This is a genomic window from Brevundimonas sp. TWP1-3 (assembly GCF_049896085.1).
Lineage (GTDB): Bacteria > Pseudomonadota > Alphaproteobacteria > Caulobacterales > Caulobacteraceae > Brevundimonas.
In genome coordinates, this window is sequence record NZ_JAFCTP010000001.1 from 1,911,068 (window position 1) to 1,937,763 (window position 26,696).

Sequence of the window (26,696 nt, forward strand, 5' to 3'; positions counted from 1 at the left end):
ATCCGTATTCTGAGAAGCGAGCGCCCGATTAGCCGTCTTCGGTATAGAACAGCAAGGTAAAGGCTGCGAGCGCCGTCAGAACGGGCGGGAGCCACGCGGCGACAAAGGGCGCCACGACCTCGGCCGATCCCATCGCCGAAGAAAACTGGTTCAGGAAGAAGAAGGCGAAACCCAGGACCACGGCGGACACGCTCATCCGCGCCAGGTCACCCAGACGCATCAGTCGAAGCGAAAAGGCGGCGGCCAGAATCGACATGGCGGCGAACACCAGCGGCGTGGCCAAAAGCTGCTGGAAGCGCAGGCGGTAGGCCGTGGAGGTGAAGCCGGCGTTCTCGATGCGGCGGATCTGATTGGGCAGGGACCAGAAGGGGGTCGATTGCGGCCGCGCGAAACGGTCGAAGGCCTCTTCGTCGGCCAAACTGGAGACCAGGGTCAGGCTGGAATAGGTCACGGCGCGCTGGCCGATCTGGGCGCCGACGGCGTCGGTCAGGCGCCAGGCGCCCGCATTCAGCGAGGCCGACTTGGCGTCGATCCGTTCGGAGAAGGTGCGGCCGCCGCCGGGTGCGGTGGTGTAGATGAAGAAGCTGACGTTCAGCAGGCGGGCGTTGGCGCGGTCCTGCTGTCCGGCGCGGATGATCATCTGACGCTGGTCGTCGCCTTCGCGCAGCCAAATCGCCTCTTTGGGGTCGCCGCCGGGCGCCGTGCCGGAGATGCGGGCGCGTTCGCGTTGCCACAGGCCGTCGCCGGCCGAGGCCAGCGGTCCCAGTACGGTTACGGTCAGCACGCCCAGGACAAAGGCCATGCCGGCGGCCGGCAGGACGAAGCGCCAGGCGGACACCCCGGCGGCGCGCATGGCGATCAGCTCGCTGCGCCTGTTCAGACTGATGAAGGCCGACAGGGTGCCGAACAGGAAGACGAACGGCATCAGTTGCACGATCACCGACGGCGACTTGAGCAGCACCAGACCGAAGATCCGCACCGCCGACAGATCCTGAGCCGAGCCGACGCCGCGCGAGACCTCGACGAAGTCGATCAGCATGACCAGGGCCGAGATCACGGCCAGGGCCACGCCCAGCGACTTGAGCTGCTGGACCAGCACATAGCGTTCAATCCCGCCGAGACGGGGAATATGCGGCGAACGACGGGCCGGCATGAGCGCCGTGGTCATGCGAACCTCGCTTTCAGGTCGCGCACAAAGAGCCAGCGCTTGCTGCGTCGCGGCTTCAGCGCGCGGAACAGGACGCGCAGGGCGACGGCGATGGCGATGACGGGCACCACATATTGAAGAATGTTCATCCAGCCATTCCAGGCGCTGGCGGCGACGAGGCCATAGCCGATGACGCGCAGCAGCAGGAACAGGCCGGCCGCCTTGGCGATCCGCAGCGTATAGCCGGTCCTGCTGAAGGCGCCGCCCAAGATGGCGGACAGGGCCAGAGCCATGGCGACCAGGGCGTAGAGCGGCGAGGACAGGCGCGAATGGGCCTCGGCCAGCAATTCGCCGCGCGACCCGGCGACTTCGATCACCTTGGCCGTCGGGTTCAGCAGTTGGCGCAGATAAAGGTCCGTTGGCTTATAACGGATCGTGTCTGTGACGCCGACGAAGGGGGCGAGCGAGAAGTCGTATCGGCCGAAAGACAGGGTCTCCAGCACGCCGCCTGACGAGTAACGCTGGGCAGAGCCGTCGAGCATGGTCAGGACCGGCGTCCCGCCTGCATCACGGCTGAATCGGGCCTCGGAGGCGTTCCAGGTCGTGACCTTCTCCTTGTCGTCCAGATAGACGAACAGGTTCTTCAGCAGACCGTTCTGTTCGATCTGCTGCACATAGACGGTCAGTCCGTCAGGCCCCTGGACGAACTGGCCTTCTTCGACCAGCAGGGCGGCGAGGTCGGTGCGGATGTCGAAGGCCTGACGCCGGGCCTCCTGCTGCGCCCAGGGCAAAAGGAAGACATTGACCAGCAGGGTGACCAGGGCGACCAGAACAGCGATGCGGGCGGCGGGCGAGATCAACTGCCAGCGCGTCATGCCCCCGGCGAAGGCCGCCGTCAGTTCCTGCTCGCGTTGCAACCGTGTCAGGGCGATCAGGGCGCCGACGAAAAGGCCGATCGGGAGAATCACCGACAGCAGTTGCGGCAGGGCGAGCAAGGTCAGCTTGACCATGATCCACACGCTCTGACCCCGCTCCACAATGACCTGGAGTTGGTCGAGGCTTTGGCTCAGAATCCCGATTCCCGCCAGCGCTGCGCATGCTGCGACCACGGGGAACAGGATCTGGCGGAAAAGGTATCTTTGAATCAGGTTCATGGGCGGTTGGACTTCGCCCGGTTGCAGGCGGCGATATTGAGGCGCATCTAGTAGCACATCAGGGCGCGTCCGCGACAAGCAGACGCGCCGTTGTCTTTTCGTCGTTGCAGACGCCGGGTGGGGCCTGGCTGGAGTTGGTTGAATGAAGATCGAGTTCGTCGCCGCCGTGGACGCCGCCGAGATTCTGGCGGTTCCCGTTTTTGAAGATCGCGCATTTACGCCCGCAGGCGTCGCTCTGGACGCCAAGACCAGCGGCGCCCTGACCAAGGCGGCCGGCAAGGGCCGCTTTACCGGCAAGGCCGGCCAGAGCCTGAGCGTCGCTGCTCCGGTCGGCGTCAACGCCGACACCGTGCTGCTGGTCGGCGCGGGCGCCAAGGACAAGCTGGATGATCTGGCGGTCGAGGCTTTCGGCGGAAACGCCTATGCGGCCGTGAAACTGTCGGGCGCCGAGGTTCTGACCATCGACGCTTCCGACCTGGCGCCGGAGCAGGCCGCCCGCGTCGGCTTCGCCGCGCGTCTGGCCGCCTATCGCTTCGACAAATATCGCACGACGCAAAAGCCGGACAAGATTCCGTCGATCACCGCGATCCGCGTCGTCACCTCCGACCTGCGCGCCGCCGAGACTGCGCTGGAGCCGCTGTCAGCCGTGGCTGACGGCGTGATCTTCGCTCGCGATCTGGTGTCCGAGCCCGCCAACGTCCTGTATCCGGCCGAGTTCGCCAAGCGCGTCAAGGCGCTGGAGAGCCTGGGCCTCGAGGTCGAGATCCTCGGTGAGGTCGAGATGGAGAAGCTGGGCATGCGCACCCTGTTGGGTGTCGGCCAGGGCAGCCGTCGCGAAAGCCAGCTGGCGATCATGAAATGGAACGGCGGCGAGGCGGGGGCTCAGCCCCTGGCCTTCGTCGGCAAGGGCGTCTGCTTCGACACCGGCGGCATCTCGATCAAGCCGGCCGACGGCATGGAAGACATGAAGTGGGACATGGGCGGCGCGGCCGCCGTGACCGGAACCATGATCGCTCTGGCCAGCCGCAAGGCCAAGGCGAACGTCATCGGCGTTCTGGGCCTGGTCGAGAACATGCCTGACGGCGACGCCCAACGTCCGGGCGACGTGGTCGTGTCGATGTCGGGCCAGACGGTCGAGGTGATCAACACCGACGCCGAGGGTCGTCTCGTTCTGGCCGATGCCCTCTGGTACACGCAGCAGCGTTTCAAGCCGAAGTTCATGATCGACTTGGCCACCCTGACGGGCGCCATGATCGTGGCATTGGGACTGGATTACGCCGGCGTCTTCTCGAACTCCGACGATGTCGCCGATCCGATCCTGGCGGCGGCGAAGAAGGTCGGCGAGAACTTCTGGCGCATGCCGATCCCGGCCATCTATGAGCAGCACATCGATTCCAAGATCGCCGACGTGAAGAACACCGGCAACGGCCGCGCCGGTGGCTCCATCACCGCCGCCCTGTTCCTGCAACGCTTCACCAACGGCGTGCCGTGGGCGCACCTGGACATCGCCCCGACCGCCTGGGCCAACAAGAGCCCCAGCCCCACCGTGCCGGAAGGCGGCGTCGGCTTCGCCGTGCGCACGCTGGATCGCATGGTCGCCGACGCTTACGAAGCCTGATCGCCGGAGGTAGAGCCGGGTGAGCGACAAGCCCGAAATCTGGTTCTACCACCTGGAGCGGTCGACGCTGGATCAGGTGCTGCCGACCCTGCTCGAAAAGACGATCGAGCGGGGTTGGCGGGCGCTGATCAAGTCGTCGCATTCGCATCGGCTGGACGACATCGACGAGACGCTGTGGACCTTTCGCGACGACAGTTTCCTGCCGCACGGGCGGGCGGATCAGCCCAATGCGGATCGTCAGCCTGTGCTGTTGAGCGAATCGGGAGAGAACCTGAACGGCGCTCAGGCGCTGTTCATCGTTGACGACGCAGAACTGGGCGCGACGGAAGGGTTCGAACGATGCTTCATTATTTTCGACGGTCGGGACGAGCCGGCGCTGCAGCACGCGCGAGGGCGCTGGAAGACTTTGAAGGGACAGGGCGCGAACCTGGCCTATTGGCGTCAAACCGACGAAGGGCGCTGGGAAAAGGCGGCCTGATCGGGCTGGTTCTGCTGGCGGGCTGTTCGACGCCTGTCGCCGATGCGCCTGCGCCGCGCACCATCGAACAGGCCCAGATGAATCCGCCTGTAGGCAGCCGCATGCCGACCGGACAGACCGACGATGTTTGCAAGGCGGGCGAGATGCAGTATCTCGTCGGCCGGTCTCGCACCGAAATCCCGGTCCCGGTGGACGTTGTGAACAGACGCGTGACCTGCACCACCTGCCCGGTCACCCACGACTTCTCGGCCTATCGGCTGAACATTCTGTACAATGAGCAAACCGGCATCGTCGAACAGGTCCGCTGCGGCTGACGCGAAGGAGAAGACCATGAAGATCATCGTGAGCACCCTGATGGCCGCCGGCGCATTGGCGTTGTCGGCCTGTGCGCCGACGCAAACCGCCGAGCCTGCGCCGGGCTCGGAAACCGCCTTCAAGGCCTGCAAGGTCGAAGACTATCAGAGCTATGTCGGGCGCAACCGCTCGACCATCCCCACCGCGCCTGCGGGCCAGACCTTCCGGGTTCTGTGCACGACCTGCGCGGCGACGATGGACTACCGCGAGAACCGGGTGAACTTCGTCTATGACGAGGCGACCAGCATCGTGCGCGAAGTGAAGTGCGGCTAAGGGTTCAGCGTCCAACGGTGTCGCCGGGCCAGAGCGGCCCGCTGAACTTGGCGGCCAGATAATCCATGAAGGCGGTGACCCGTGCGGGACGCGGGCCGCCGCTGGGCGCCACCAGATGCAGCGCGATCGGCGGCAGGCGCCAGTCGGTCATCACCGTCTCCAGACAGCCGTCGGCGACGTCCTTCCAGTAGATGAAGTCCGGCTGGGGGAAGAGGCCCAGCCCCGCGCACAGCGAGGCGGTCAGGGCGTCGGAGTTGTTGGCCCGCAGCGGTCCGCGGGGATGCACGACGACCTCTTCGCCCGCATCATTGGTGAACCGCCAAGTGTCGGGGCTGGGCATATAGGCGTAGCCGAGGCAGGCGTGGCGAGCTAGGTCGTCGGGGTGGGTCGGGCGACCGCGCTGTTCCAGATAGGACGGCGAGGCCACCAGGGCGCGCGCCACCGGCCGCAGCTTTCGCGCCGTCAGCGAGGAGTCCGCCAGGGCGGCGATCCTCAGCGCGCAGTCGAAGCCGCCGCCGACCAGATCGATCACCTCGTCCGACAGATGCAGATCGATCGAAACGTCCGGGTGGGTGGCCAGGAACTCGGGCAGGGCGGGCGCGACATAGGCCATGCCGAACGACATGGGCGCCGCCAGCCGCACCAAGCCGCGCGGGGTGACGGACATGTCCAGCGCCTCGGACACCGCGCCCTCGGCCTCGGCCAGCATATGGGCGGCGCGGGCGGCCAGGGTGCGTCCTGCATCGGTCAGGGCGAACCGGCGCGAGGTGCGGTGGAGCAGGGTGGTCTTCAGCTGCTGCTCCAGCCGCGTCACCGCCTTGGACACGGTGGCCTTGGACAGGCCCAGGGTCTCGGCCGCGCCGGAGAACGATTGGCTGTCGGCGACCTTGGCGAAGATGGCGAGGGCTTCGAGATCGGGCAGGCGGGACATGGCGGCTCTGCGTGCTGAAACGATGAGTTTCGATTGTTTCTATTTCTGTTCGGTCGCCGATCTCTATCTTGGCGTCAAGCAAAGGCGTCGGGCGGTTCCGACGCGAAAGGACGAGTTCGATGATCGAGCGCAGACCGTTTGAATCCCTTGGCGGCGCCAACCACGGCTGGCTGAACGCCAAACACCATTTCTCCTTCGCCAACTACTATGATCCCAAGCGGATGAGCTGGGGCAATCTGCGGGTCTGGAATGACGACGAGATCGCCGCCGGCTCGGGCTTTCCGCCGCATCCGCACGCCGACATGGAGATCATCACCTATGTCCGCGACGGGGCCATCACCCACGAGGACAGCCTGGGCAACAAGGGCCGCACCGTGGCCGGCGATGTCCAGGTCATGAGCGCGGGCACCGGCATCCGCCACGCCGAATACAACGCAGAGCCGGAGCTGACGCGGATCTTCCAGATCTGGATCGAGCCGACCAAGCGTGGCGAGGCGCCCAGCTGGGGTTCCAAGCCCTTCCCCAAGGGCGAGCGTTCGGGTCAGTTCGTGGTCCTGGCGTCGGGCTTTGAGGGCGATGCGGATGCCCTGCCGATCCGCACCGATGCGCGGATCGTGGCGGCGACGCTGAAGGCGGGCGACAGTTCGGACTATGCTCTAGGATCGACCCGGCGGGCCTATCTGGTCCCGGCGAAGGGCGAGGTCGAGGTCAATGGCGTCAAGCTGAGCGCCCGTGACGGCGCGGCCATCGCCCAGGAGGATGTGGTGACGGTCAAGGCGTTGTCGGACGCCGAAATCGTGCTGGTGGACGCCGCCTGATTTTAAGATCAAGCTTCACGGTCGGACCTGTTTCGACCGTGACGTCCGCTTTTGAAAGCCGAGGAAAGAAATGTTCAATCAAGTGAATGGCTGGTCTTCTCGCGCGCTGGCGGCGCTGAGGATCGTCTCCGGCCTGCTGTTCCTGGCGCATGGCGTCGTCAAGGTGTTCGGCTTTCCCGCCGGGGCCGAGCCGGGTCAGCAGGAACTGCTGTCGCTGTTCGGCATCGGCGGGCTGATCGAGCTGGTCACCGGCCTGCTGCTGATCCTGGGCCTGTTCACGCGACCGGCTGCACTCATCGCCTCGGGCCAGATGGCGGTGGCCTACTGGATGTTCCACTTCCCGAGCAGCCCGTATCCGGCGGTGAACGGCGGCGATGCGGCCATCCTGTTCTGCTTCGTCTTCCTCTACATCTTCACGGCCGGTCCAGGCGCGTGGAGCATCGACGACCGCAGCGCAAAGCGGTTCTGATTTCGTAGACAAGGAGAGCCGCCGCGCCGTCGGGCGCGGCGGCTTTTTCACGCCTGGAGGGTCGCTGCCCAGTCGGCGGCGCGGACCAGGCTGTCGACGATGCCTGGCTCGGACGAGGCGTGGCCGGCGTCGCCGACGATGTCCAGATGGGCTTCGGGCCAGGCGCGGTGCAGCGCCCAGGCGCCCGAGATCGGCGTGACCACGTCGAACCGCCCCTGAGCGATCCAGCAGGGGATGTGACGCATCCGGTCCACATTCTTCAGCAGCCAGCCGTCCTCCTCGAAGAAGCCGGCGTTGGTGAAGAACCAGTTCTCGATCCGGGCGAAGGCGACGGCGAAGTCAGGTTCAGCGAACTTGTCCGGCCGGGCGTTGGGGCCCTCGACGCTGACGGTCTCGCCCTCCCAGCTGGACCAGGCGACGGCGCAGCGTTCGCGCTCGGCTGCGTCGTCGCCGATCAGACGTTTGTAATAGGCGGCCATCAGGTCGCCGCGCTCGGCCTCTGGGATGGGGGCGACAAACCGCTCCCAGGCGTCGGGGAAGATCATCGAGGCGCCGTCCTGATAGAACCAGTGCAGCTCCTTCTTCGTCAGCAGGAAGATGCCGCGCAGCAGCAGGGCAATCACCCGATCAGGATGGGTGATGACGTAGGCCATCGACAGGGTCGAACCCCACGAGCCGCCGAACACCACCCATTTGTCGATGCCACAGAGGACGCGCAGACGCTCGATATCGTCGATCAGAGTCCAGGTGGTGTTGTCTTCCAGCGAGGCGTGGGGGCGCGAAAGCCCACATCCGCGCTGATCGAACATGATGATGCGATAGACCGCAGGGTCGAAAAAGCGCCGCATGCCGGGATTCACCGCGCCGCCCGGTCCACCGTGCAGGACCAGGACGGGAAGGCCCTGGGGATTGCCGGATTCCTCGTAATAGATTTCATGCACGCCCTCGGTCGCCATCCAGCCAGATGCGTAGGCCTCGATCTCGGGGTGAAGCACACGATGCGGCTCGGCGGGCGTAGGGAAGGCCATGAAGGAACGGTCTTTCTGCAATGACGAAGCGATTAGGAACGAAGCGCGGCGATGGCCAGGCAGACCCAGCCGGCGATCATCAGCAGGCCGCCCACGGGTGCAACCGCGCCGAAGGCGGGGGCGCTGAGGAAGGCGATCAGGGCCAGGGAGAGGCAGAAGATCAGACCTCCCAAGGCGCCGAGCCAACCGGCGATCTGCGCCAACCGCCCGCCGGCGATCCACTGGGCGCATCCGAAGGCGAAGACGGCGTGGACCATCTGATACTGGGCGCCTGTGGTTAGCAGGGTCTTGATCTGCGGCCCGGCCCCATGCGCGGCGAAGGCCCCAACGGCGACGGCCATGGCGCCGTTCAAGGCGGCTAAGACGATCAGATTGCGACTCACTGGCATTCCAGAACCCTAGCCCGGCGCATTTCGAATGTCTGTGATCAGGAAGGGTTAACCGGCGCGAGGCAGCGGCGTCAGATGGCTCGCCATGGCGGAGGCGGCGGCCTTTATCCCCTTGCGCACAGCGACCTCGTTAGCTGGCGCAGGCGCACGCAGCAGGCCCACGGAGGGCGTCAGCGGACCGTCCGGCAGGTCCGCCAGCACGCGATAGAGAAGGTAGGAGCCGACGTCTTCCTCGGCCTCCGACGAGGCGTCGGCTTGCAGGCCGGCCGCGGTCAGGGCGCGCAGCATGTCGGCGACGGGCGCGGTGGTGCGGGCGATGCCGGGGCCGGTGGTGGACAGGCGGTTCTTGTAATCCAGCGTGCGGTTCTCGGCGCGCATCTGAACCCGAAAACCGGAGCCCTTGTGCGTGCGCCCGACCAGCAGGACGGCGCGGCAATCGCCGCTGCTCAGGCGTGCGGCCAGGGTCGAGACCAGTTCGTCGGGGTCGGCGGCGGCGATCGGCACGGCGCGGGCGCCGACGGGACTCCATATCTCGCCGGACAGATTCTCGACCAGATCCCAGCCGTCGTCTTCGCCATCGTAGGCGCAGATGATGATACCAGGGCGGCGGTCAACGCTCGCAGGGCCGTCGATCTCGTTCATCGTGCCGGCCATAGCCCCATCCATGACAGTTCGGTGACGCGCAAGAGGCGGCAACTTCCGAACGCGGTCAAGCCCTGATGATCCTTAACCCAGGTCGCCGACGGCCGCATCCAGCAACATGAAGGCTCGGCCGCTGTCGGAGGCCAGGCTGGTCTGGACCGCCGCGCTGTCGCCCGCACGCGCCGAGGCGTTCAACATGACGGCGAAGTTGCGGACATAGCGTTCGGCGTCGCCACGCAGTTCGGCGTCGCTGAGCACGCGGCGCGAGACGCTACGCACGGCGGCCGGGGCGACACGGCGCACGATCTGGCGCGCGGCGTCGGGATCGCCGTTGCTGAAGGCGCGCGCAGCTTCTTCGACACGCGACCGGGGCAACAGGGCGTTGGGGTCCACGCCCATGCGCCGGATGGCGGCGGCCACGCGCTCGGACAGGGCCTCGGCTTCAGCGGGCGAAGGGGAGGGCGTGTCCAACTCCAGCGGCGCCTCGTGCTCGTCGTCGCCGGAGATCAGATCGCTCCAGTCCAGCCGATTTTCCGACGGCGGACGCGGGGTTTCGGCGGGTTCCAGCCGCAGGCGACTGCGCAGGCCGAACCGGCGCTCTTCTGGCGGCGTCTCCGGCGGTGACATGCGCGACGCGCGAGGCTCGGGATGCGCTTCGATTTCCGGGGTCGGCTCGCGACGGCGTTGTGGCGAGGCGTCGCCCGACACCACGCCCATCAGCCGCACGGCCTCGGTCAGCATGTCGTAGTTGCGACGCACACGGTCCTGGAACCCGACATCCAGCGCCTCGGTATCTTCCGCCGCCTTGCGGGAGGCGGCGGACAGGGCGGCGAGACCGTCCTCGACCGTGGCGCGCACGGCGTCGGCGCGGGCGCGGGCTTCCTGTGGCAGGCGGGCGGCGCGTTCGTCGATGTCGGCGACGGCGGTGTCGATCTCCGACAGGGCCGAACTCAGTCTCGTGACCAGCGTCTCCAGTCGATTGGCCATCCGCTCGCCGGCCTCGTCCACCAGGCCGGAGGTTTCGTTGACGATACGACGGGCGTCGGCGATGCGGGCGTCGGCGGCCGTATCGGCCTTCTGGGCGGCTTCAAACAGGGATTCGCCCAGGCGGTCGGTGCGCAGACGGGCCTGTTCTGCGGCGTCGGCGGCGGCGGCGCGGGAATCCTCGGCCGTGGCGCGCATCTGCTCCAGCGCCCTGCGGGTTTCTTCCATCAGGGCGTCGCGAGCCTCGGCGGCTAGGGCCTCGAAACGATCCAGGGCGACCTTGGTGGCGGAATCAAAACCGTCGGCCTCGCGTTGCGACATGTCCACCAGGGCGCGGAACTGATCGGCGGCGGCCTCGACCAGGTCGCGCATCGATTCGACCGAGGTCTGGGACGTGCGATCCAGATCGCCGGCGGCGGTGCGGGTGGCGGACAGGTGTTCGATCAACTGCGCGCGCTGGCTCTCGACCTGGGCGGAGAAGTCTTCCTGATCGGTGCGCAGGGCGTAGGCGGCGGTGACCAGGGCGGCGCGTTGCTGGCCCAGGCCTTCTTCGACGGACTGGATCTGTTCGGCGACGCCCGTGCCGGCGTTTTCCAGACGGATCGTCTGGCGCGCCAGATCATCGGAGGCGACACGCGCAGCGTCCTGGGCCTCGCCGGCGGCGGCGGCCAGATCTGCGGCGCGGGCGGCCAGGGCGGCTTCGGCCTCACGCAGTTGCGCCTGCGCCAGGTCGGAGGCGTCCGCGACCATTCGGGATTGCCGTTCCACCGCGTCGATGACGCCGGCGGCCTGGGTGTCCAGATGGATGCCCAGGGTCTGCATCTGGTCGCGCTCGCGCCCCAGGTTTTCGGTCAGGCGCCGGGCGGTGCGGCCCGCGTTCTCGGCCGCCTCGTTCAGACGCGTGGTTTCCTGCGAGAGCGCTTCGCGAAGCAGGGCCATGTCGTTGCGGGCGCGTTCGGCGGCCAAGGTCGCATGGTCGATGTCGGAACGCAGCGACTGGAGAACTTCGCCGGTCTGCTGGGCGGCCAGGGCGGTGGGGGCGACCAGGGCCTCGGCCAGTTGCCGGGCGCGACGGGTCTCGGCGGCGAGGCCGGCCCCTTGACGCACGGCATGGGCCAGCATGATGGCCAGCCCGGCCGGGGCCAGGGCGATCAGGACATAGATGGCGATCCGCAGCGGATCGAGCTCGGCCCCGCCTGCGCCAAACTCATAGGCGGCCCAGGAGGCGACGCCGCCGATCCAGAGCGCCGAAGCGATGCCGGAAATCAGATAGGCGTGCCGGCCGGAGGGTTCGGGCTGGGTCTTGGCTGCGACCGTCTTGACGGTCGGCGGCTTGGACAGTTCGAAGGTTGCGGGCGGCTTTCCTGCGGCGACAGCCATTTCGACGGCGGCGGTCGATTCCGGCATAGGCTCCGCGCTCAGCTCGGGCGTGGCCATCGGCTCCGGCTCGATGGGGCCACGTTCCGCCGCCAGGGCGCGTTCCTCGGCGAGGCGTTGTTCTTCCAGCAGGCGGCGGCGACGGCGCTCGGACATGGGTGGGTCGAACGGGGCAGGGTCGACCGGGGGCGCCTCGAACGTCGGATGAATGATCTCGAAATCAGGCTCGGGGATCGGTTCGAGTTCTGAAGTCGCATCATCCGACGGCGTCTCGTCCGTGATCGACAGTTCGACGGGCGCAACGCCTTCGTCGTCGGTCAGCTTAAGCGGCGGCCGTTTGGGAGACTTCATCAGCTCTAAAACTCGATCTCTACGCGGGCGTCCGACAGCGCCGAGGAAACCCTAGAGCATGATTGGTGCGGACGAAACCGACTCAAGACCGCAACCTGTCGATGAGCCGTTGCGCCGACGCACCAGAAGGCGCGATCCGATCAGCAGTCGCGCTGGGTTTCGGATAGCAGGGGCGCTTGCGATCCGGCGTCGCGACACTCGGCGACACGGCGCACTTCGCGGTCGGCATGATTCGCTGTGTGGGTGTCCACGCCGAACTGCGACAGGACGACGGCGGCCAGCAGGGCGATGAAGCCAGCGATCAGTTCGACAAGCGCCTGCATTCTACCCTCCCTCGCTGCCTGTATGGCTACGCTCCTTATGCGCCAAATGGGTGAACGTCACAATCCCGCCCTGAAAGATTGACCCGACGAGGCGTGCGTGAAACGGAGGATGCAGACGCTCCGACACCGTGTCACGCGAATCAGGCAGATGGGTCGCATGACGCAAGGCGGCGACAGTTACGAAGGCAGTCTTCTGGAGCCCGGTCCGGGCCTGTGGACCTCTGCGGTCGCGCATCGCTTTTCGGTCCTGATGGAGAACGAGGCCTATTTCGACGCCCTGTCGTCGGCGTTGCACAAGGCCGAGAGGTCCATCGTCCTGCTGGGCTGGCAGTTCGATCCTCGCACGCACCTGGACCCAGAGACGCGGCCCGGCGACAAGTCAGCCGAGATCGGTCGCCAGTTGCGCATCATGGTGAAGAAGAAGCCGGATCTGGACGTGCGACTGCTGATCTGGAAGTCGCCGCTGCTGATCGCGGCGTCGCAGGGCTTTTATCCGCACCGGGCGCAGCGCTGGTTCCGCAAGCGGATGGTGGAGTTTCGGCTGGATTCGCCGGGGCCGATCGGCGCCTGCCATCACCAGAAGGTGGTGGTGATCGACGACAAGGTGGCCTTCTGCGGGGGCGGGGACATATCAACCGACCGCTGGGATTCCGACGAGCATCTGGACGGCGATCCGCGCCGCGCCCTGCCCAGCGGCCTGATCTGCAAGGCCCGGCATGAGGTCATGGCCGTGATGGACGGGCCGGCGGCGCGCGCGCTGGGCGATCTGGCGCGCGAACGCTGGTTCAAGGCGACCTGGGAACGCACCACCCCGGACGAGGTCGAAAGCGATCCCTGGCCGGACGGCGTGCCGGTGCGGATGACCGACGTGCCGGTCGGCATCGCCCGCACCGAGCCCAAATGGTCAGGTCGTCACGAGGTGCGCGAAAGCGAGGCGCTGCATCTGGACTCCATTCGCCGCGCCAAGCGGCTGATCTATTTCGAGAACCAGTATTTCACCTCGCCGGTCATCGCCGCGGCCCTGGCCGAACGGCTGGCCGAGGTGGACGGGCCGCAGGTGATCGTCATCTCGACAGCGAAAAGCCCCAGCTGGTTCGACAGTCTGACCATGGACACGGCCCGGGCCGAGGTGCTGCATCGGCTGGAGCAGGCCGACACCTACAACCGCTTCTTCGCCTTCGCCCCGCTGACCGAGCATGGCGACCGGATCATCGTCCACGCCAAGGTGACGATCATCGACGACCGGCTGCTGAGAATCGGATCCACGAACCTGAACAACCGCTCGATGGGGTTGGACACGGAGTGCGACATCGCCGCCGAGCCGACGGATGACGCCGGGCGAGCCGTGATCACCGCCTATCGTCACCGCACCATCGCCCACTGGCTGGGTGTGGCGACCAAGGACTATGCGGCGGTCGAGGGCGTATTCGGCTCGGTCGGGGCGGCGATTTGCAGCTTCGAGACGGATCGGCTGAAGCCGCTGGGATCCGATCCGCCGACGCGCATCCAGCGGATGTTCGCGGAATGGCAGTTAGGCGACCCGACCTCCTCGACCGACGCCTGGCGGCCTTGGAAGCGGCTGAAACGGTCCCAACGGACCCGACCGGCGTCCGAGGGCGGTCACGCGCCAGGCTGAACTACATCGAAATCGATGATCAGCGGCAGATGGTCCGAGGCCACGCGCGCCAGGGGCGAAAAGGCCGAGCGCACCGCGCGGATGCGGATTTCCGGACTGACGAAACAGTGGTCGATGCGGATGGCGGGGAAGGCCGAGGGGAAGGTCTTGACGCTGGGCTTCAGGCCAAGCTGACGCTGACAGTCCTGAAGGCTGCGGCACAGGGTCTGATAGGGGCGGGTGATAGAGGTGGCGTTGAAGTCGCCCGCCAGTAAGGTCGGTCCTGTGCAGGCGCCCACCCAGCCGGACCCGGCCAGCGCCGCCGCCTGAAGCCGCTGTTCGCGGGGGACCAGGCCCAGATGGGTGTTCAGGACATTGATGGCGGCCCTGTCGATCTCGATCTCGGACCAGATGGCGCCGCGCGGCTCAAGGCCCGGAATGCCGGATACGGTGGGCAGGGCGCCGGCCCGGATCAGGCGTTCTGGATGGGGGGTCAGGATGGCGTCGCCATATTGTTCGGTCTCGACCCGCATCGCCGGGTGAAAGCGTGAGGTCATGGCCAAACCCGTAGCGATCGCCTGCGCCTGGTCCACGCTGCCGGTGCGAACGCGGCCGACGTCCAGTTCCTGAAGACAGACGATGTCTGGCTCGTATTCGCCGATCACGGCGACGATCCGGCCGACATCCAGCCGGCGATCCGTGCCGACGCAGCGATGGACATTGTAGGTGAGAAGGCGAGGCATGGCGTGCAGCTGTGTGGACGTTGACCGTGGGCTAGGCCTTCTGGCGCGCGAATGCGACCCCGATACGACGATCAGAGCAGGATCAGGTGATCGGGCAGTTCGTTGGGGTTGTCGCGGCGCGGCGGGAAGTGTCGGGCCAGCACCTGTCCGCACAGATCGACAGCCGATGCAAAACCCTCGACCGGACGATCAGCGCGCAGTTCGCGGGTCAGGACGGCGACCGCCTGGGCCCAGGCGTCCTCGTCCACCTTGGTGTAGATGCCTTCGTCGGCGATCAGCTCGACCTGATGTTCGTCCAGCGCGGCGAACAGCAGGACGCCGGTGCGTTCGGTGGTGACATGGACGCCCTGGGCCAGGAACTGCTGCAAGGCGGCTTCTCTGACGCGACCACGCCGGACACCGGCAGGCGTGACCAGCCTGCGAACGGCGGGAATGCGCGTCAGCAGGAAGACGCCGACGAAGACCACGGCTTGAGACAAGGCGTAGAGGGCCAGGGCCTGACCCGTGGTGGCGGCTTGGGCGGCATCATGCGCGGCTTCCCAGCCATCGCCGGGCCAGCGGAAATTCAGCAAGAAGGGAATGAAGACGATGGGCGCCAGAAGGGCGGCGCCTGCCGCCCAGGCCAGGCTGACGTCCAGGTAGGTGGAAACCCGTCGCGAGATCACGCAGTAGATTTCGCCCGACGTCTGTCGCTCGGCCGCCGAGATGGCCTCGGCGATCCGGCTGCGGTCATTGTCCGTGATCTGCATCACCATCCCCCCGAGGCGCCGCCGCCGCCGAAGCTGCCGCCGCCTCCGCCGAACCCACCGCCACCGCCGCCAAAGCCTCCACCGCCGCCGCGTCCCGAGCTTCTCAGCGCTTCGGACGCAGCCCACAGCAGCACGGATCCGACGTTGCTGCGCCGTCCGCGCCCGGACCGCATGGCGATCAGGAACATGAACAGGAAGATGGCCGCGATGATGACGACCGGGATGATGGATTCGGCCTTGGTGTCGGTCTGCTGCGCCGCAGCCGCCTGGGCGCGCGCCTGCGCCTCGGCGGGGTCGAGCGACAGCTGGGCGATTAGGGCGTCCACGCCCTTGACCACGCCTGCCTGATAATCGCCGTCGCGGAACGACGGAAGGATGTCGTCGCGTATGACCTGAGACGAGAAGGCGTCGGTCAGGATCGGCTCAAGCCCATAGCCGACCTCGACGCGGACCTTGCGTTCGTTGGGGGCGACGATCAGCAGGGCGCCGTTGTCGTTTTCCTTCTGGCCGATGCCCCAGGCGCGACCCAGCTGATAGCCGTAGTCCTCGATCTCCTGATCCTGAAGACTGTTCACGGTCACGACGACAAGCTGGTCGGTGCTGCCGGCCTCCAGCGCCGCCAGCTTTTCCGTCAGGGCCTGTTCGGTCGCGGGATCGAGCAGATTGGCCTGATCCACCACGCGCCCGGTCAGGGACGGAAAGTCGATCTTGGTTTGGGCCGCCGCCGGAAAGGCAAACAGCAGGGCGACGGCCAGACACAGAAGAAGGGCGGCGAGGCCCGTCGGACGCCGCACCGCCGCCTGAAGACCTGTCACTGGGCGGGCGGGGTCGCGCCCGGCGCCACGGTCGGCGCGCCGCCGCCGGGCGCCGAGGCGTTGGCGGGCGGTGCGTTCAGGTTGAAGTTGACCTGGGGCGCCGATTGGGCCGCGGCCGTGGCGGTGAACAACTGCATCGGCTGCGAGCCGCCATGCAGGGTCTTGGCCCAGATCACCTGCGGGAAGGTGCGCAGCGTGGTGTTGTAGTCGCGAACAGCCTCATTGTAGTCGCGGCGCGAGATGGCGATGCGGTTCTCGGTGCCTTCCAACTGCGACTGCAGGGTCAGGAAGTTCTGGTTGGCCTGAAGCTGGGGATAGGCCTCGACCGTGACCAGCAGGCGCGACAGGGCGCCGGACAGTTGGCCCTGGGCCTCCTGATACTGCTGGAAGGCCTGGGGGTTATCCAGGTCGTCGGCCGAGACGTTGACCGAGGTGGCGCGGGCGCGGGCGTTGATCACGTCCGTCAGGGTGGTGCGTTCCTGGATCGCGGCGCCCTGGACGGTGGCGACCAGATTGGGAACGAGGTCGGCGCGGCGCTGATACTGGCTCTGCACGTCCGCCCAGGCCGCCTCGGCGCGCTCCTGCTTGGTTGGAATGGTGTTGTAGCCACAGCCGGCCGCAGCCGGGGTGATGAGGAGTGCGGCCGTCAGAGCAAGGGCGCGAGCGTTGAGGCGAACCATGACATCTCCCTGTCGGCGCAGATCGCCGTCGGGTCGAATATTGACCCGCCGCATGAATGCATCAAGCGTCCAATGGCTCCGGTTGGATATTGTTGATGCGGCAGGCCGCCGAATAGGTGTTGGCCAGCAGGCAGGCGATGGTCATGGGGCCGACGCCGCCCGGCACCGGGGTGATGCGACCTGCGACCTCGACCGCCTCCTTGAAGGCCACGTCGCCGACCACGCGGGTCTTGCCCTCGGCGGCCTTGACCGGATCGGCCGAGGGGACGCGGTTGATGCCCACGTCGATGACGGTCGCGCCCGGCTTGATCCAGTCGCCCTTGATCATCTCGGGCCGACCGACGGCGGCGACCAGGATGTCGGCGCGACGGCATACATCGGGCAGGTCGCGCGTGCGGGAATGGGCGACGGTCACGGTGCAGCTTTCGCCAAGCAGAAGCTGGGCCATAGGCTTGCCGACGATATTGGAGCGGCCCACGATGACGGCGTTCAGACCCGACAGGTCGCCCAGCTGATCCTTCAGCAGCATCAGACAGCCCAAAGGGGTGCAGGGCACGAGGCCCGGTAGGCCGACGGCCAAACGACCCGCGTTGACGACGTGGAAGCCGTCCACATCCTTGTCCGGCGAAATGGCGTCCAGCACCACCGAGGCGTCGATGTGAGCGGGCAGGGGCAGTTGAACCAGGATGCCGTGGATGCCCGTATCCGCATTCAACTGGGCGATCAGGGCCAGCAGTTCGTCCTGGCTGGTGATGTCGGCCAGGCGGTGGGTGTCGGAGCGCATGCCGGCGCGCAGGGTCGTTTCGCCCTTGTTGCGCACATAGATCTGGCTGGCGGGATCCTCGCCGACGATGACGACGGCCAAGCCGGGTTTGACGCCATGTGCGCTCTCCAGCCGGGCGACGGCCGCGCCGACGCGCTCCACCAGGGCGACCGAGAAGGCCTTGCCGTCGATCAGGGTCGCAGGCGTGGATTGGGCCGACATGGCAGCTCCGTCTGGCGCGAAATGAGGATGGCGGCGATTTACAGCCGTCACGGTTCGGCGTCTATGATCCGCGTCCAATGCTGGAGGAATTCATGAATCGTCCGTCTCTTGTCGCCGCAGTCAGCACCGTCGCCCTTCTCTGGGCCGCCGCGCCGGCTTTGGCCCAGGACGCCCAGCCCCTGCGGATCGGCGCGACGGTGAACGGCGCCCTGACGGACGCAGACGGCAAGGCGACGGACGACGAATATCGTTATGACGACTATCGGTTCGACGCGCGGGCTGGCCAGCGACTGGAAGCCATTCTGAGGTCCGACGCCTTCGACGCCTATCTGGCTGTCTATGCGGACGGCGCCGAGGGCGAGCCGCTGGCGATCGACGACGACGGTCTGGAGGACGGCACGAACGCGCGTCTGCGTTTCACGCCAGAGCGAGCGGGCGCCTATGTCTTGCGGGCCAGGACGTTGAGCGGGCTGGACGGCGGCGACTATCGCCTGTCCCTGCAGGAACGCCCGGCCGCGCCGCGCGCGCCTCGACCGGGCGGCATCCGTGTCGGCGCGACCCAAGGCGGGGAACTGACCGGGCGCGATCCCGAGCAGGAGGACGGCGGCCGCTACGACGCCTACGCCTTCCGCGCCAACGCCGGCGACCGGTTCGTGGTGACGCTGGATTCCGAGGCCTTCGATCCCCTGGTGCGGGTCGGGCGGATGAACGGTCCCGACTTCGTGGAGATCGGCTCCAACGACGACGCGCCCGGCGGCGGGCTGAACGCGCGCCTGACCTTCACGGCCCCGACGGCGGGCGAATATTTGATCCGGGCCACGTCGCTGGAAGACGGCCTTGGCCGCTATGAGTTGGGCCTGGCCGAGGCGCCGCCCGCCGCGCCGTCCAAGCCGATCGCCGTCGGCGACGAGATCAAGGGCGAGTTGGGGTCAGACAGCGCCGTCAACGACGGCGGCCAGCGCGCCGAGATCTATCGCTTTACCGGCACGAACGGCCAGCGCGTGGCCATCGAGATGAAGTCCAGCGACTTCGACGCCTATCTGACCCTGCGGCGCGCGTCGGACGATACCGTGTTGGTCGAGGACGACGACGGCGCCGGATCGGGAACGGATGCCCGTATCGTCCGCACTCTGGACGCCGATGGCGACTACGTCATTGAGGCGCGGGGATTCAGCGACGAGGCGGAGGGCGACTATACGCTGACGCTGACCGAAACCGCGCCGCCGCCTCCACCGACCCCGGCGACCCTCGGGCAGAAGGTCGAAGGCGAGATCACGGACGAGGACCCTCAGGGGGACGACGGCAAACGCTATGACGCCTATGTCTTCACCGGGACGGAGGGACAGCGCGTCCAGGCGATCCTGCGCTCGGGCGACTTCGACGCCTATCTGGAAATCGGCGAGGTCGGCGATACGTTCGAAGCCTTGGCCAGCGATGATGACGGCCTGGCGGAAGGCACGGATTCGCGCCTGAACTTCACCCTGCCGTCGGCCGGCGACTATGTGGTGCGGGCTTCGCCTCTGGATTCGGAAGGCAAGGGGCTTTACGCGCTCGAACTGCTGGATCGCGGGCCTGAACCCAAGCCGGGCAGCCTGCTGGTCGGCGGGACGGTTCGTGGAACCCTGTCCAACAGCGCGGCGCTCAGCGACGAAGGCGCCTATTTCGACGCCTATCGGTTCCAGGCCAAAAAGGACGAGAAACTGCGGATCACCATGGTCTCGAACGCCTTCGATTCCTTCATCGACCTGGGTCAAGTCGATGACGACGGCGACTTCTCCAGCCTGGCCACCGACGACGACGGCCTGTCTGACGCCCACGCCAAGCTGGATTGGACCGCGCCGGACGACGGCTGGTATCTGGTGCGCGCTCGCGCCTATGGCCCCAACCAGACAGGCGCCTATGCCCTGACGGTGGAGCGTCAGCCGGCCGGGGCGTCGGCCGTCGCCCACGATGAGGCGCCCATCGTCGTGACGCCGAAATAAGGCGATGACCGACGCCACCCCGCCAAATCGCAAGGATCAGCACCTGGACGTGGTGCTGGCCGGGCGCGGCCGACACGCGCGCGACGCGGGTTTCGACCGGGTGCATTTCGTCCATGAGGCGCTGCCGGATCTGGACCACGACAAGATCGACCTCGGCGCCGACTTCCTAGGCAGACGGCTGAAGGCGCCGTTGCTGATCAGCGCCATGACCGGCGGACCGACGCGCGCCGAGGCGATAAATGCGCGCCTGGCCGAGGCGGCCCAGCATCTGGGCATCGCCCTGGCCGTCGGCTCGCAGCGCGCGGCGGTCGAGGGCGGGGCGGCGGGCGGTCTGGACCGGACGCTGCGTCGTCGGGCGCCGGACACCTTCATCCTGTCCAACATCGGCGCCGCCCAGTTGACGCGCGGCTTCGGGCTGGACGAGGCCCGGCGGGCGGTCGAGATGATCGACGCCGACGCCCTGGTCGTTCACCTGAACCCGTTGCAGGAAGCCTGTCAGCCCGAGGGCGACCGCGACTGGTGGGGCGTCGGTGCGGCGCTGGAAGCCTTGGTCCGCAAGCTGGAGGTTCCGGTCGTCGTCAAGGAGACAGGGGCCGGCCTGTCGGGCCACACGGCGCGGCGACTGGTGGACATGGGCGTGGCCGCCGTGGACGTCGCCGGGGCCGGCGGTTCCAACTGGGGTCTGGTCGAGGGCGAGCGCGCCGTCGATCCGGCGGACAAGGCCCATGCCGCCGTCTTCTCCGACTGGGGCACGCCGACGGCCCACGCGCTGGTGGACGTCAGGCGCGCCTGCCCGGACACCGTCATCATTGGATCGGGCGGCGTGCGAAACGGCCTGGATGTCGCCAAGGCGATTCGGCTCGGCGCGGATGTGGCGGGGCAGGCGGCGGGCGTTCTGGCGGCCGCGACGATCTCGACCGAGGCCGTCGTGGATCATTTTCAGCTGGTCATTCGACAACTGCGAACCGTCTGTTTCTGCACCAACTCCGCCAACCTAGCGGCCTTGAGACGGGCGCCGCTGCACCCCTTCGACTGATCTGCAAGGTTGCCAATCCTTCGGCGTCGCGTGTAGAGCACCGCCTCCTGTTGGGGAGTAGCTTCCGGCGTCGAGACGTCGGGATCGTGTCAACACACTCGCGTTTCGGCGCGTGGCGCGATCAGCGGACCATCACCGCCTAGCGAGACCAGCGCGTTCCACCGCCGCACCGGCCGGAGTGGAACCGCTGTCTTGCGTCCGGTCGAGTGCAGTCCTTGACCCCAGGAACAATCGCCATCCTGTCCCTCAGCATGTCCACGGACGCATTCGCGGCCGCCGTGGGACGTGGGGCCACGCATCGTCCAACCGTGAAGGACGCGATCAAGGCGGGGCTGGTGTTCGGGGTCATCGAGGCGATCACGCCCCTGATCGGTTGGGGGCTGGGCTTGGTCGCAGCGGGTTTCGTCGCACAGATCGACCACTGGATCGCCTTCACGCTTCTGCTGATCGTCGGCGGCAAGATGATCTGGGAAGGCGCCAAGCCGCGCGATGCGCAAGACGACGCCGCGCCGCGCCTGTCCGGCCCCTGGGCCCTGATCGCCACCGCCATCGGCACCAGTATCGACGCGGCGGCCGTGGGCGTGGGTCTGGCCTTCATCGGCGTGAACATCTGGGTGATCGCCGCCTCGATCGGCTTCACCACCTTCGTCCTGACGACCATCGGCATGCTGATCGGCAAGGCCGTGGGGACCCGGTTCGGCAAGTCCGCCGAGATCGTCGGCGGCGTGGCCCTGATCGGCCTGGGCACGGCGATCCTGCTGGAACACCTGGGTATTCTGGGCGGCTGACCCGTCAGGCCGAGGGCAGGAGGTCTGCGGCGAAGGCCCGATAGCGACCGGCGCGCACGCCGTCCGTCGCACGGGCGATGTCGGGCGCGAAATAGTGGTCGCTGGTATAGGGGGCGGCGGCCTCTCGCACGATGGCGAAGACCTGTTCCAGGGCGGGGGAGCTGGTCAGCGGGCGATGGAATTCCAGGCCCTGCGCCGCCGCCAGAAGTTCGATGCCGACGACCGTCGCCGCGTTCTCGGCCATGTCCAGCAGGCGGCGCGCGCCGTGGGTGGCCATGGAAACATGGTCTTCCTGATTGGCGCTGGTGGGCACCGTGTCCACGCTGCAAGGATGGGCGACCATGCGGTTCTCGGCGATCAGGGCGGCGGCCGTCACCTGGGCGATCATGAAGCCGGAGTTCAGACCGCTTTCCTTGACCAGGAAGGCCGGCAGTTCGCTCATCTTCGGATCGACCAGGATCGAAGTGCGGCGTTCGGAGATATTGCCGATCTCGCACAGGGCCATGGCGATCTGATCGGCTGCAAAAGCAACGGGTTCAGCATGGAAGTTGCCGCCCGAGATGACGTCGCCGTCCTCGATGAAGACCAGCGGATTATCGGTCACGGCATTGGCCTCGCGCTCCAACGTGGCGGCGGCGGTGTTCAGGACATCCAGGATCGCGCCCATGACCTGGGGCTGGCACCGCAGGGAATAGGGATCCTGCACCTTGGTGCAGTCGTCGCGGTGACTGTCGCGGATAGCCGAGCCGGTCATCAGTTCACGCAGGCGGGCGGCGACGGCGATCTGGCCCGGCTGACCACGCCGGGCATGGATGCGGGCGTCGAAAGGGGCGTCGGAGCCCTTCAGCGCATCGACCGACAAGGCCCCGGCCGCGATGCCGGCGGCGAAGACCGCCTCGGCCGCGAACAGACCCGCCAAGGCCAGCGCGGTCGAGCATTGGGTCCCGTTCAGCAGGGCCAGGCCCTCCTTGGGGCCGAGCGTCAGGGGCATCAGGCCGATCTTGGCCAGGGCCGCTTCGGCCTCCAGCGTCTCGCCGTTCAGCCGCGCTTCGCCCACGCCGATCAGGACGCAGGACATATGGGCCAGCGGGGCTAGGTCGCCCGAGGCGCCGACCGATCCCTTCGACGGAATGCAGGGCAGGATGTCGGCGTTTACCAGCGAGATCAGGGCCTCAAGCGTCTCGCGCCGGATGCCCGATGCGCCGCGCGACAGGCTGGCGATCTTCAGCACCATCAACAGGCGGGTCACCGCGTCGGGCAGCAACGGGCCGACGCCGCAGGCATGGCTGAGCACCAGGTTGCGCTGAAGCGTCTCCAGATCCTGAGGCGCGATGGAGGTGTTGGCCAAGAGGCCGAATCCCGTGTTGACGCCATAGACGGTGCGGCCCTGGGCCACGATGTCGGCGATCACGGCCGCGCCCCGGTCCACGTCGGTCCAGGCGGTCGGCGCCAGTTCGACCATGACAGGGCCGTCGAGGACGGCGCGCAACTGGGCGAGGGTGAGGGGGGATTGGCCGAGGATAAGGGTCATGTCTGCTTCTTTTCTGGCTGCGGCTCAGCCGGGCCGCCGTGAAATCCACAGGCCGAACAGCGCCGCGATGGGGAACATCAAGACGCCATAGACCGCCGCCGGCAGCGACATTTCCGGCTGCTGCAGCACGCCCTGGGCGATGACGATGGCGAGGGTGGCGTTGTGGATGCCGACCTCGAAGGCGCTGGCCACCGCCTGGCTCTTCTCGATCTTCAGCAGACGCGGAACGACGTAGCCGACCGTCAGGCTCAGGACGCAGAAGACGATGGCGATCCCGCCGAGCAGCAGGACGTTGGCCGCCAGCAGGTCGAAGCTGCTGGCCACCGATCCCAGGATCACGAGGACCAGGATCGCCACCGAGGCGATCCGTACCGGCTTGTCCATGGCCTTGGCGAAGCCCGGTTTCAGCGCCCGCACGGTCATGCCCAGCGCGACCGGAGCGAGGACGATCAGGAACACCTCCAGCGTCTTCTTGAACTGCAGGCCGACGCTGAGGTCGCCCGGCTGGAACCAGGCGATGGCCAGATTGGTGATGACCGGCAGGGTCACCACGGCGATCACCGAATTGATGGCCGTCAGCGAGATGTTCAGCGCCACGTCGCCCCGGAACAGGTGGCTGTAGAGGTTGGCGGTCGTGCCGCCGGGCGAGGCCGCCAGCAGCAGCATTCCGACCGCCAGGATGGGCGGCAGGCGGAACAGAAGCACCAGGGCGAAACAGATGGCCGGCAGCACCAGCAACTGACAGCCCAGGGCGACGGCGGCCGCCCTAGGCTGTTTGGCCACGCGCACGAAGTCAGCGGGCGTCAGATCCAGCCCGAGGCCGAACATGATGATCCCCAGGGCCAGAGGCAGGGCGACGGCGGCGAATTCCATGCGGCTTTCCTAGGAGATGAGGGCCGGCAGTCGACCGGCCTGGAACGTTAGATCAGGCGAGGCTGGGAAGGTTCAGTTCGTGCTCACGAGCGGCGGCTTTGGCGATGTCGTAGCCGGCGTCTGCGTGGCGCATGACGCCGGTGGCGGGGTCGTTCCATAGCACCCGCTCCAGCCGACGGGCGGCCTCCGGCGTGCCGTCGGCGACGATGACGACGCCTGAATGCTGGGAATAGCCCATGCCGACCCCTCCGCCGTGGTGCAGCGACACCCAACTGGCGCCCGAGGCCGTGTTCAGCAGGGCGTTCAGCAGAGGCCAGTCGGAGACGGCGTCGGAGCCGTCCATCATGGCCTCGGTCTCGCGGTTTGGGCTGGCGACTGATCCGCTGTCGAGGTGGTCGCGGCCGATGACGATGGGCCCCGACAGTTCGCCCGACGCCACCATCTCGTTGAACATCAGGCCTGCGCGGTGGCGATCACCCAATCCGATCCAGCAGATGCGGGCTGGAAGTCCCTGGAATGCAATCCGCTCGCCGGCCATGTCCAGCCAGCGATGCAGGCCGGCGTTGTCGGGGAACAGCCGTTTCATGGCGGCGTCGGTCTTTCGGATGTCGTCCGGGTCGCCGGTCAAGGCGGCCCAGCGGAACGGGCCGATCCCGCGGCAAAACAGCGGGCGGATATAGGCGGGCACGAAGCCAGGGAAGTCGAAGGCGTTTGCGACACCCGCGTCGAAGGCGACCTGGCGGATGTTGTTGCCATAGTCGGTCGTCGGCACACCCATCGCCTGGAAGGCCAGCATCGCCTTGACGTGTTCGACGATGGAGGTGCGCGCGGCGGCGGCGACGCTGTCAGGATCGCTGACCCGCTTGTCTTCCCATTCGGCGACGGTCCAGCCGGAAGGCAGATAGCCGTTGATCAGGTCGTGGGCGCTGGTCTGGTCCGTGACCAGGTCGGGGCGGACGCCACGTCTGACCATTTCAGGCAGAACATCCGCCGCATTGCCCAACAGGCCGACAGATATCGGGTTTCCCGTTCGCCCGGCGTCTTCGATCAGAACCAACGCCTCGTCCAGCGTCTCGGCCATGACATCAAGGTAGCGGGTCTTCAGCCGCATCTCGATCCGGCTGCGCTGGCATTCGACGGCAAGGCAGGAGGCGCCGGCCATGGTCGCCGCCAGGGTCTGGGCGCCGCCCATGCCGCCCAGGCCGGCCGTCAGGATCCACTTGCCAGACCAGTCGCCGGCATAGTGCTGGCGACCGGCCTCCATGAAGGTCTCGTAGGTGCCTTGGACGATGCCCTGGGTGCCGATGTAGATCCATGACCCGGCCGTCATCTGGCCGTACATCATCAGGCCCTTGCGATCGAGCGCGTTGAAATGCTCCCAGGTCGCCCATTTCGGCACCAGGTTGGAGTTGGCGATCAGCACCCGCGGGGCGTCGGCGTGGGTGCGGAACACGCCGACCGGCTTGCCCGACTGCACCAGCAGGGTCTCGTCGGCCTCCAGCGTCTTCAGCGTCTCGACGATCCTGTCGAAGGCGGCCCAGTCGCGCGCCGCCTTGCCGATGCCGCCATAGACGACCAGATTCTGGGGCCGCTCGGCCACCTCTGGGTCGAGGTTGTTCATCAGCATGCGCATGGCGGCTTCGGCCGCCCAGGTCTTGGCGGTCTTGTCCGGCCCGCGCGGGCTGCGGACGATCCGGGCGTTGGGCGTGTTCATCTCTGGCTCTCGGCGAAGGCGATGCAGGCGGTCAGCACGCGGCGCAGATGCCTCCTCATCGGCTCGGCGCGTTCGGGTTCGTAGGGGCTGGGCCAGTTGTCCGGCGACACGGGTCCTGATGGATCGAGGATGTAGCCCCGGTCCGCCAGCTCCATCTGGATGGCGTGGACGCCGGTCTCGGGCCGGCCATAGTGGCGCGTGGTCCAGCCGCCCTTGAACCGGCCGTTGACGACCAGGCTGGCGCCACTGACGGCGCAGGCAGCTTCCACGGCTTGGGTCAGGGCTCCGGCGCAGGTCACGCCGTCGTTGTCGCCGATGTTGAACTGCGGCAGTTCGCCCTCGAACAGGCGCGGGACCACCGAGCGGATCGAGTGGGCATCGTAGAGAACGACAGGGCCGTTGATACGCAGCCGGTCCAACTGGCTTCGCAGGGCGGCATGATAGGGATCGAACCAGATCACGCGTCGCTCGGCGATCTCGGCCGCATCGGGCTCCTGGCCCGCCCGATACAGCGGCTCGCCGTCGAAGGTCTCGGTCGGACACAGGCCGGTCGTCGTCATGCCGGGATAGAGGGAGACGCCCGACGGGTCGCGGTTCACGTCGATGACGCTGCGCGACACGCCGGTGCGGACCAGGGTCGCGCCCATGTCGACGGCGAAGTCGTACAGCCGATCCACCCACCAGTCGGCGTCCTTGCGCGCAAGCCAGCCGGACCTCATCCGCGCCTCGATGGCGGCCGGAATGTCCGTCCCGGTGTGCGGCAGGCCGATCACCAGCGGCGCCGAACCCTCATGCACGGTCAGCCAGTCCTGCATCCGTTCAGCCTCCCTCGCCAAATCGATCCGTCGT

Annotated in this window: 27 protein-coding genes; 10 read left to right on the top strand and 17 right to left on the bottom strand. The window is 67.3% G+C overall.

The window, feature by feature from the left end:
* Positions 1-28: 28 nt before the first annotated feature.
* Both lptG and ACP693_RS09555 read right to left on the bottom strand, forming a co-directional pair.
* Complete coding sequence (gene lptG / locus ACP693_RS09550; RefSeq protein ID WP_426017292.1) at positions 29-1,168, bottom strand: LPS export ABC transporter permease LptG; 1,140 nt, start codon at positions 1,166-1,168, stop codon at positions 29-31.
* On the bottom strand, positions 1,165-2,301 hold the full coding sequence (locus ACP693_RS09555; protein ID WP_426017290.1) for an LptF/LptG family permease: 1,137 nt from the start codon (positions 2,299-2,301) through the stop codon (positions 1,165-1,167). The genes lptG and ACP693_RS09555 overlap by 4 nt, the downstream gene beginning before the upstream one ends.
* Before the next feature lie 142 nt (positions 2,302-2,443).
* Between ACP693_RS09555 and ACP693_RS09560 the strand changes: the two genes are divergently transcribed.
* Genes ACP693_RS09560 through ACP693_RS09575 form a run of 4 tightly spaced genes read left to right on the top strand, consistent with a single transcriptional unit; the run spans position 2,444 to position 5,024 of the window.
* Positions 2,444-3,919, top strand: coding sequence for a leucyl aminopeptidase (locus ACP693_RS09560; protein WP_426017289.1), 1,476 nt, complete (start codon positions 2,444-2,446; stop codon positions 3,917-3,919).
* A 19-nt stretch (positions 3,920-3,938) separates the two neighbouring features.
* Positions 3,939-4,397 carry a DNA polymerase III subunit chi gene (locus ACP693_RS09565; protein WP_426017287.1) on the top strand — a complete coding sequence of 153 codons (459 nt, stop codon included), beginning with the start codon at positions 3,939-3,941 and terminating at the stop codon, positions 4,395-4,397.
* Positions 4,355-4,711 (top strand): hypothetical protein, encoded by a 357-nt coding sequence (locus ACP693_RS09570; protein WP_426017285.1) that lies wholly within the window; start codon positions 4,355-4,357, stop codon positions 4,709-4,711. The genes ACP693_RS09565 and ACP693_RS09570 overlap by 43 nt, the downstream gene beginning before the upstream one ends.
* Positions 4,712-4,727: 16 nt before the next feature.
* On the top strand, positions 4,728-5,024 hold the full coding sequence (locus ACP693_RS09575; RefSeq protein ID WP_425983309.1) for an I78 family peptidase inhibitor: 297 nt from the start codon (positions 4,728-4,730) through the stop codon (positions 5,022-5,024).
* 4 nt (positions 5,025-5,028) lie between these two features.
* Here ACP693_RS09575 and ACP693_RS09580 read toward each other — a convergent pair whose 3' ends face one another.
* Entirely contained in the window at positions 5,029-5,955 is a 927-nt protein-coding gene (locus tag ACP693_RS09580; protein ID WP_426017283.1) for a LysR family transcriptional regulator, read from the bottom strand.
* A 119-nt stretch (positions 5,956-6,074) separates the two neighbouring features.
* Between ACP693_RS09580 and ACP693_RS09585 the strand changes: the two genes are divergently transcribed.
* Together ACP693_RS09585 and ACP693_RS09590 are read left to right on the top strand one after the other, a co-directional pair.
* Entirely contained in the window at positions 6,075-6,773 is a 699-nt protein-coding gene (locus ACP693_RS09585; RefSeq protein ID WP_426017281.1) for a pirin family protein, read from the top strand.
* A gap of 70 nt (positions 6,774-6,843) precedes the next feature.
* Positions 6,844-7,242, top strand: coding sequence for a DoxX family protein (locus ACP693_RS09590; RefSeq protein ID WP_426017280.1), 399 nt, complete (start codon positions 6,844-6,846; stop codon positions 7,240-7,242).
* A 47-nt stretch (positions 7,243-7,289) separates the two neighbouring features.
* Here ACP693_RS09590 and pip read toward each other — a convergent pair whose 3' ends face one another.
* From pip to ACP693_RS09615, 5 genes are all read right to left on the bottom strand, one after another.
* Positions 7,290-8,270, bottom strand: coding sequence for a prolyl aminopeptidase (gene pip, locus ACP693_RS09595; protein WP_426017279.1), 981 nt, complete (start codon positions 8,268-8,270; stop codon positions 7,290-7,292).
* A 32-nt stretch (positions 8,271-8,302) separates the two neighbouring features.
* Positions 8,303-8,659: a DUF423 domain-containing protein gene (locus ACP693_RS09600; RefSeq protein ID WP_426017277.1), complete on the bottom strand. Its 357-nt coding sequence runs from the start codon at positions 8,657-8,659 to the stop codon at positions 8,303-8,305.
* Positions 8,660-8,707: 48 nt separating this feature from the next.
* Entirely contained in the window at positions 8,708-9,313 is a 606-nt protein-coding gene (locus ACP693_RS09605; RefSeq protein WP_426017276.1) for a hypothetical protein, read from the bottom strand.
* Positions 9,314-9,385: 72 nt separating this feature from the next.
* Complete coding sequence (locus tag ACP693_RS09610) at positions 9,386-12,013, bottom strand: tipN (RefSeq protein ID WP_426017274.1); 2,628 nt, start codon at positions 12,011-12,013, stop codon at positions 9,386-9,388.
* A 140-nt stretch (positions 12,014-12,153) separates the two neighbouring features.
* Positions 12,154-12,336, bottom strand: coding sequence for a hypothetical protein (locus ACP693_RS09615; RefSeq protein ID WP_426017273.1), 183 nt, complete (start codon positions 12,334-12,336; stop codon positions 12,154-12,156).
* Between the two features lie 148 nt (positions 12,337-12,484).
* On the opposite strand from ACP693_RS09615, the gene ACP693_RS09620 reads away from it, so the two are divergent.
* On the top strand, positions 12,485-13,972 hold the full coding sequence (locus ACP693_RS09620; RefSeq protein ID WP_426017271.1) for a phospholipase D-like domain-containing protein: 1,488 nt from the start codon (positions 12,485-12,487) through the stop codon (positions 13,970-13,972).
* Here ACP693_RS09620 and ACP693_RS09625 read toward each other — a convergent pair.
* From ACP693_RS09625 to ACP693_RS09645, 5 genes are all read right to left on the bottom strand, one after another.
* Positions 13,957-14,694: an endonuclease/exonuclease/phosphatase family protein gene (locus ACP693_RS09625; RefSeq protein WP_426017269.1), complete on the bottom strand. Its 738-nt coding sequence runs from the start codon at positions 14,692-14,694 to the stop codon at positions 13,957-13,959. The two genes, ACP693_RS09620 and ACP693_RS09625, sit on opposite strands and share 16 nt — an antisense overlap.
* A 71-nt stretch (positions 14,695-14,765) precedes the next feature.
* Entirely contained in the window at positions 14,766-15,443 is a 678-nt protein-coding gene (locus tag ACP693_RS09630) for a TPM domain-containing protein (protein ID WP_426017267.1), read from the bottom strand.
* A complete protein-coding gene (locus ACP693_RS09635; protein WP_426017265.1) occupies positions 15,443-16,258 on the bottom strand; it encodes a TPM domain-containing protein in 816 nt (271 codons plus the stop codon). The genes ACP693_RS09630 and ACP693_RS09635 overlap by 1 nt, the downstream gene beginning before the upstream one ends.
* On the bottom strand, positions 16,255-16,938 hold the full coding sequence (locus ACP693_RS09640; protein ID WP_426017263.1) for a LemA family protein: 684 nt from the start codon (positions 16,936-16,938) through the stop codon (positions 16,255-16,257). The genes ACP693_RS09635 and ACP693_RS09640 overlap by 4 nt, the downstream gene beginning before the upstream one ends.
* 61 nt (positions 16,939-16,999) lie before the next feature.
* Positions 17,000-17,923: a bifunctional methylenetetrahydrofolate dehydrogenase/methenyltetrahydrofolate cyclohydrolase gene (locus ACP693_RS09645; RefSeq protein WP_426017261.1), complete on the bottom strand. Its 924-nt coding sequence runs from the start codon at positions 17,921-17,923 to the stop codon at positions 17,000-17,002.
* A 92-nt stretch (positions 17,924-18,015) separates the two neighbouring features.
* Here ACP693_RS09645 and ACP693_RS09650 point away from each other — a divergent pair, with 92 nt between their 5' ends.
* From ACP693_RS09650 to ACP693_RS09660, 3 genes are all read left to right on the top strand, one after another.
* Positions 18,016-19,905: a PPC domain-containing protein gene (locus ACP693_RS09650; RefSeq protein ID WP_426017259.1), complete on the top strand. Its 1,890-nt coding sequence runs from the start codon at positions 18,016-18,018 to the stop codon at positions 19,903-19,905.
* Between the two features lie 4 nt (positions 19,906-19,909).
* Positions 19,910-20,941, top strand: a complete 1,032-nt coding sequence (gene fni, locus ACP693_RS09655) for a type 2 isopentenyl-diphosphate Delta-isomerase (RefSeq protein WP_426017258.1) — start codon at positions 19,910-19,912, stop codon at positions 20,939-20,941.
* Between the two features lie 206 nt (positions 20,942-21,147).
* Entirely contained in the window at positions 21,148-21,729 is a 582-nt protein-coding gene (locus ACP693_RS09660) for a manganese efflux pump MntP family protein (protein WP_426029314.1), read from the top strand.
* 4 nt (positions 21,730-21,733) lie between these two features.
* On the opposite strand, the gene hutH is transcribed toward ACP693_RS09660, so the two are convergent.
* Genes hutH through hutG form a run of 4 tightly spaced genes read right to left on the bottom strand, consistent with a single transcriptional unit; the run spans position 21,734 to position 26,662 of the window.
* Positions 21,734-23,260 carry a histidine ammonia-lyase gene (gene hutH / locus ACP693_RS09665; protein ID WP_426017254.1) on the bottom strand — a complete coding sequence of 509 codons (1,527 nt, stop codon included), beginning with the start codon at positions 23,258-23,260 and terminating at the stop codon, positions 21,734-21,736.
* 24 nt (positions 23,261-23,284) lie between these two features.
* Positions 23,285-24,133 (bottom strand): bile acid:sodium symporter family protein, encoded by an 849-nt coding sequence (locus tag ACP693_RS09670; protein WP_425983345.1) that lies wholly within the window; start codon positions 24,131-24,133, stop codon positions 23,285-23,287.
* 52 nt (positions 24,134-24,185) lie between these two features.
* Positions 24,186-25,847 (bottom strand): urocanate hydratase, encoded by a 1,662-nt coding sequence (hutU, locus tag ACP693_RS09675; protein WP_426017253.1) that lies wholly within the window; start codon positions 25,845-25,847, stop codon positions 24,186-24,188.
* A complete protein-coding gene (hutG, locus tag ACP693_RS09680) occupies positions 25,844-26,662 on the bottom strand; it encodes an N-formylglutamate deformylase (protein WP_426017251.1) in 819 nt (272 codons plus the stop codon). The genes hutU and hutG overlap by 4 nt, the downstream gene beginning before the upstream one ends.
* Positions 26,663-26,696 lie beyond the last annotated feature (34 nt).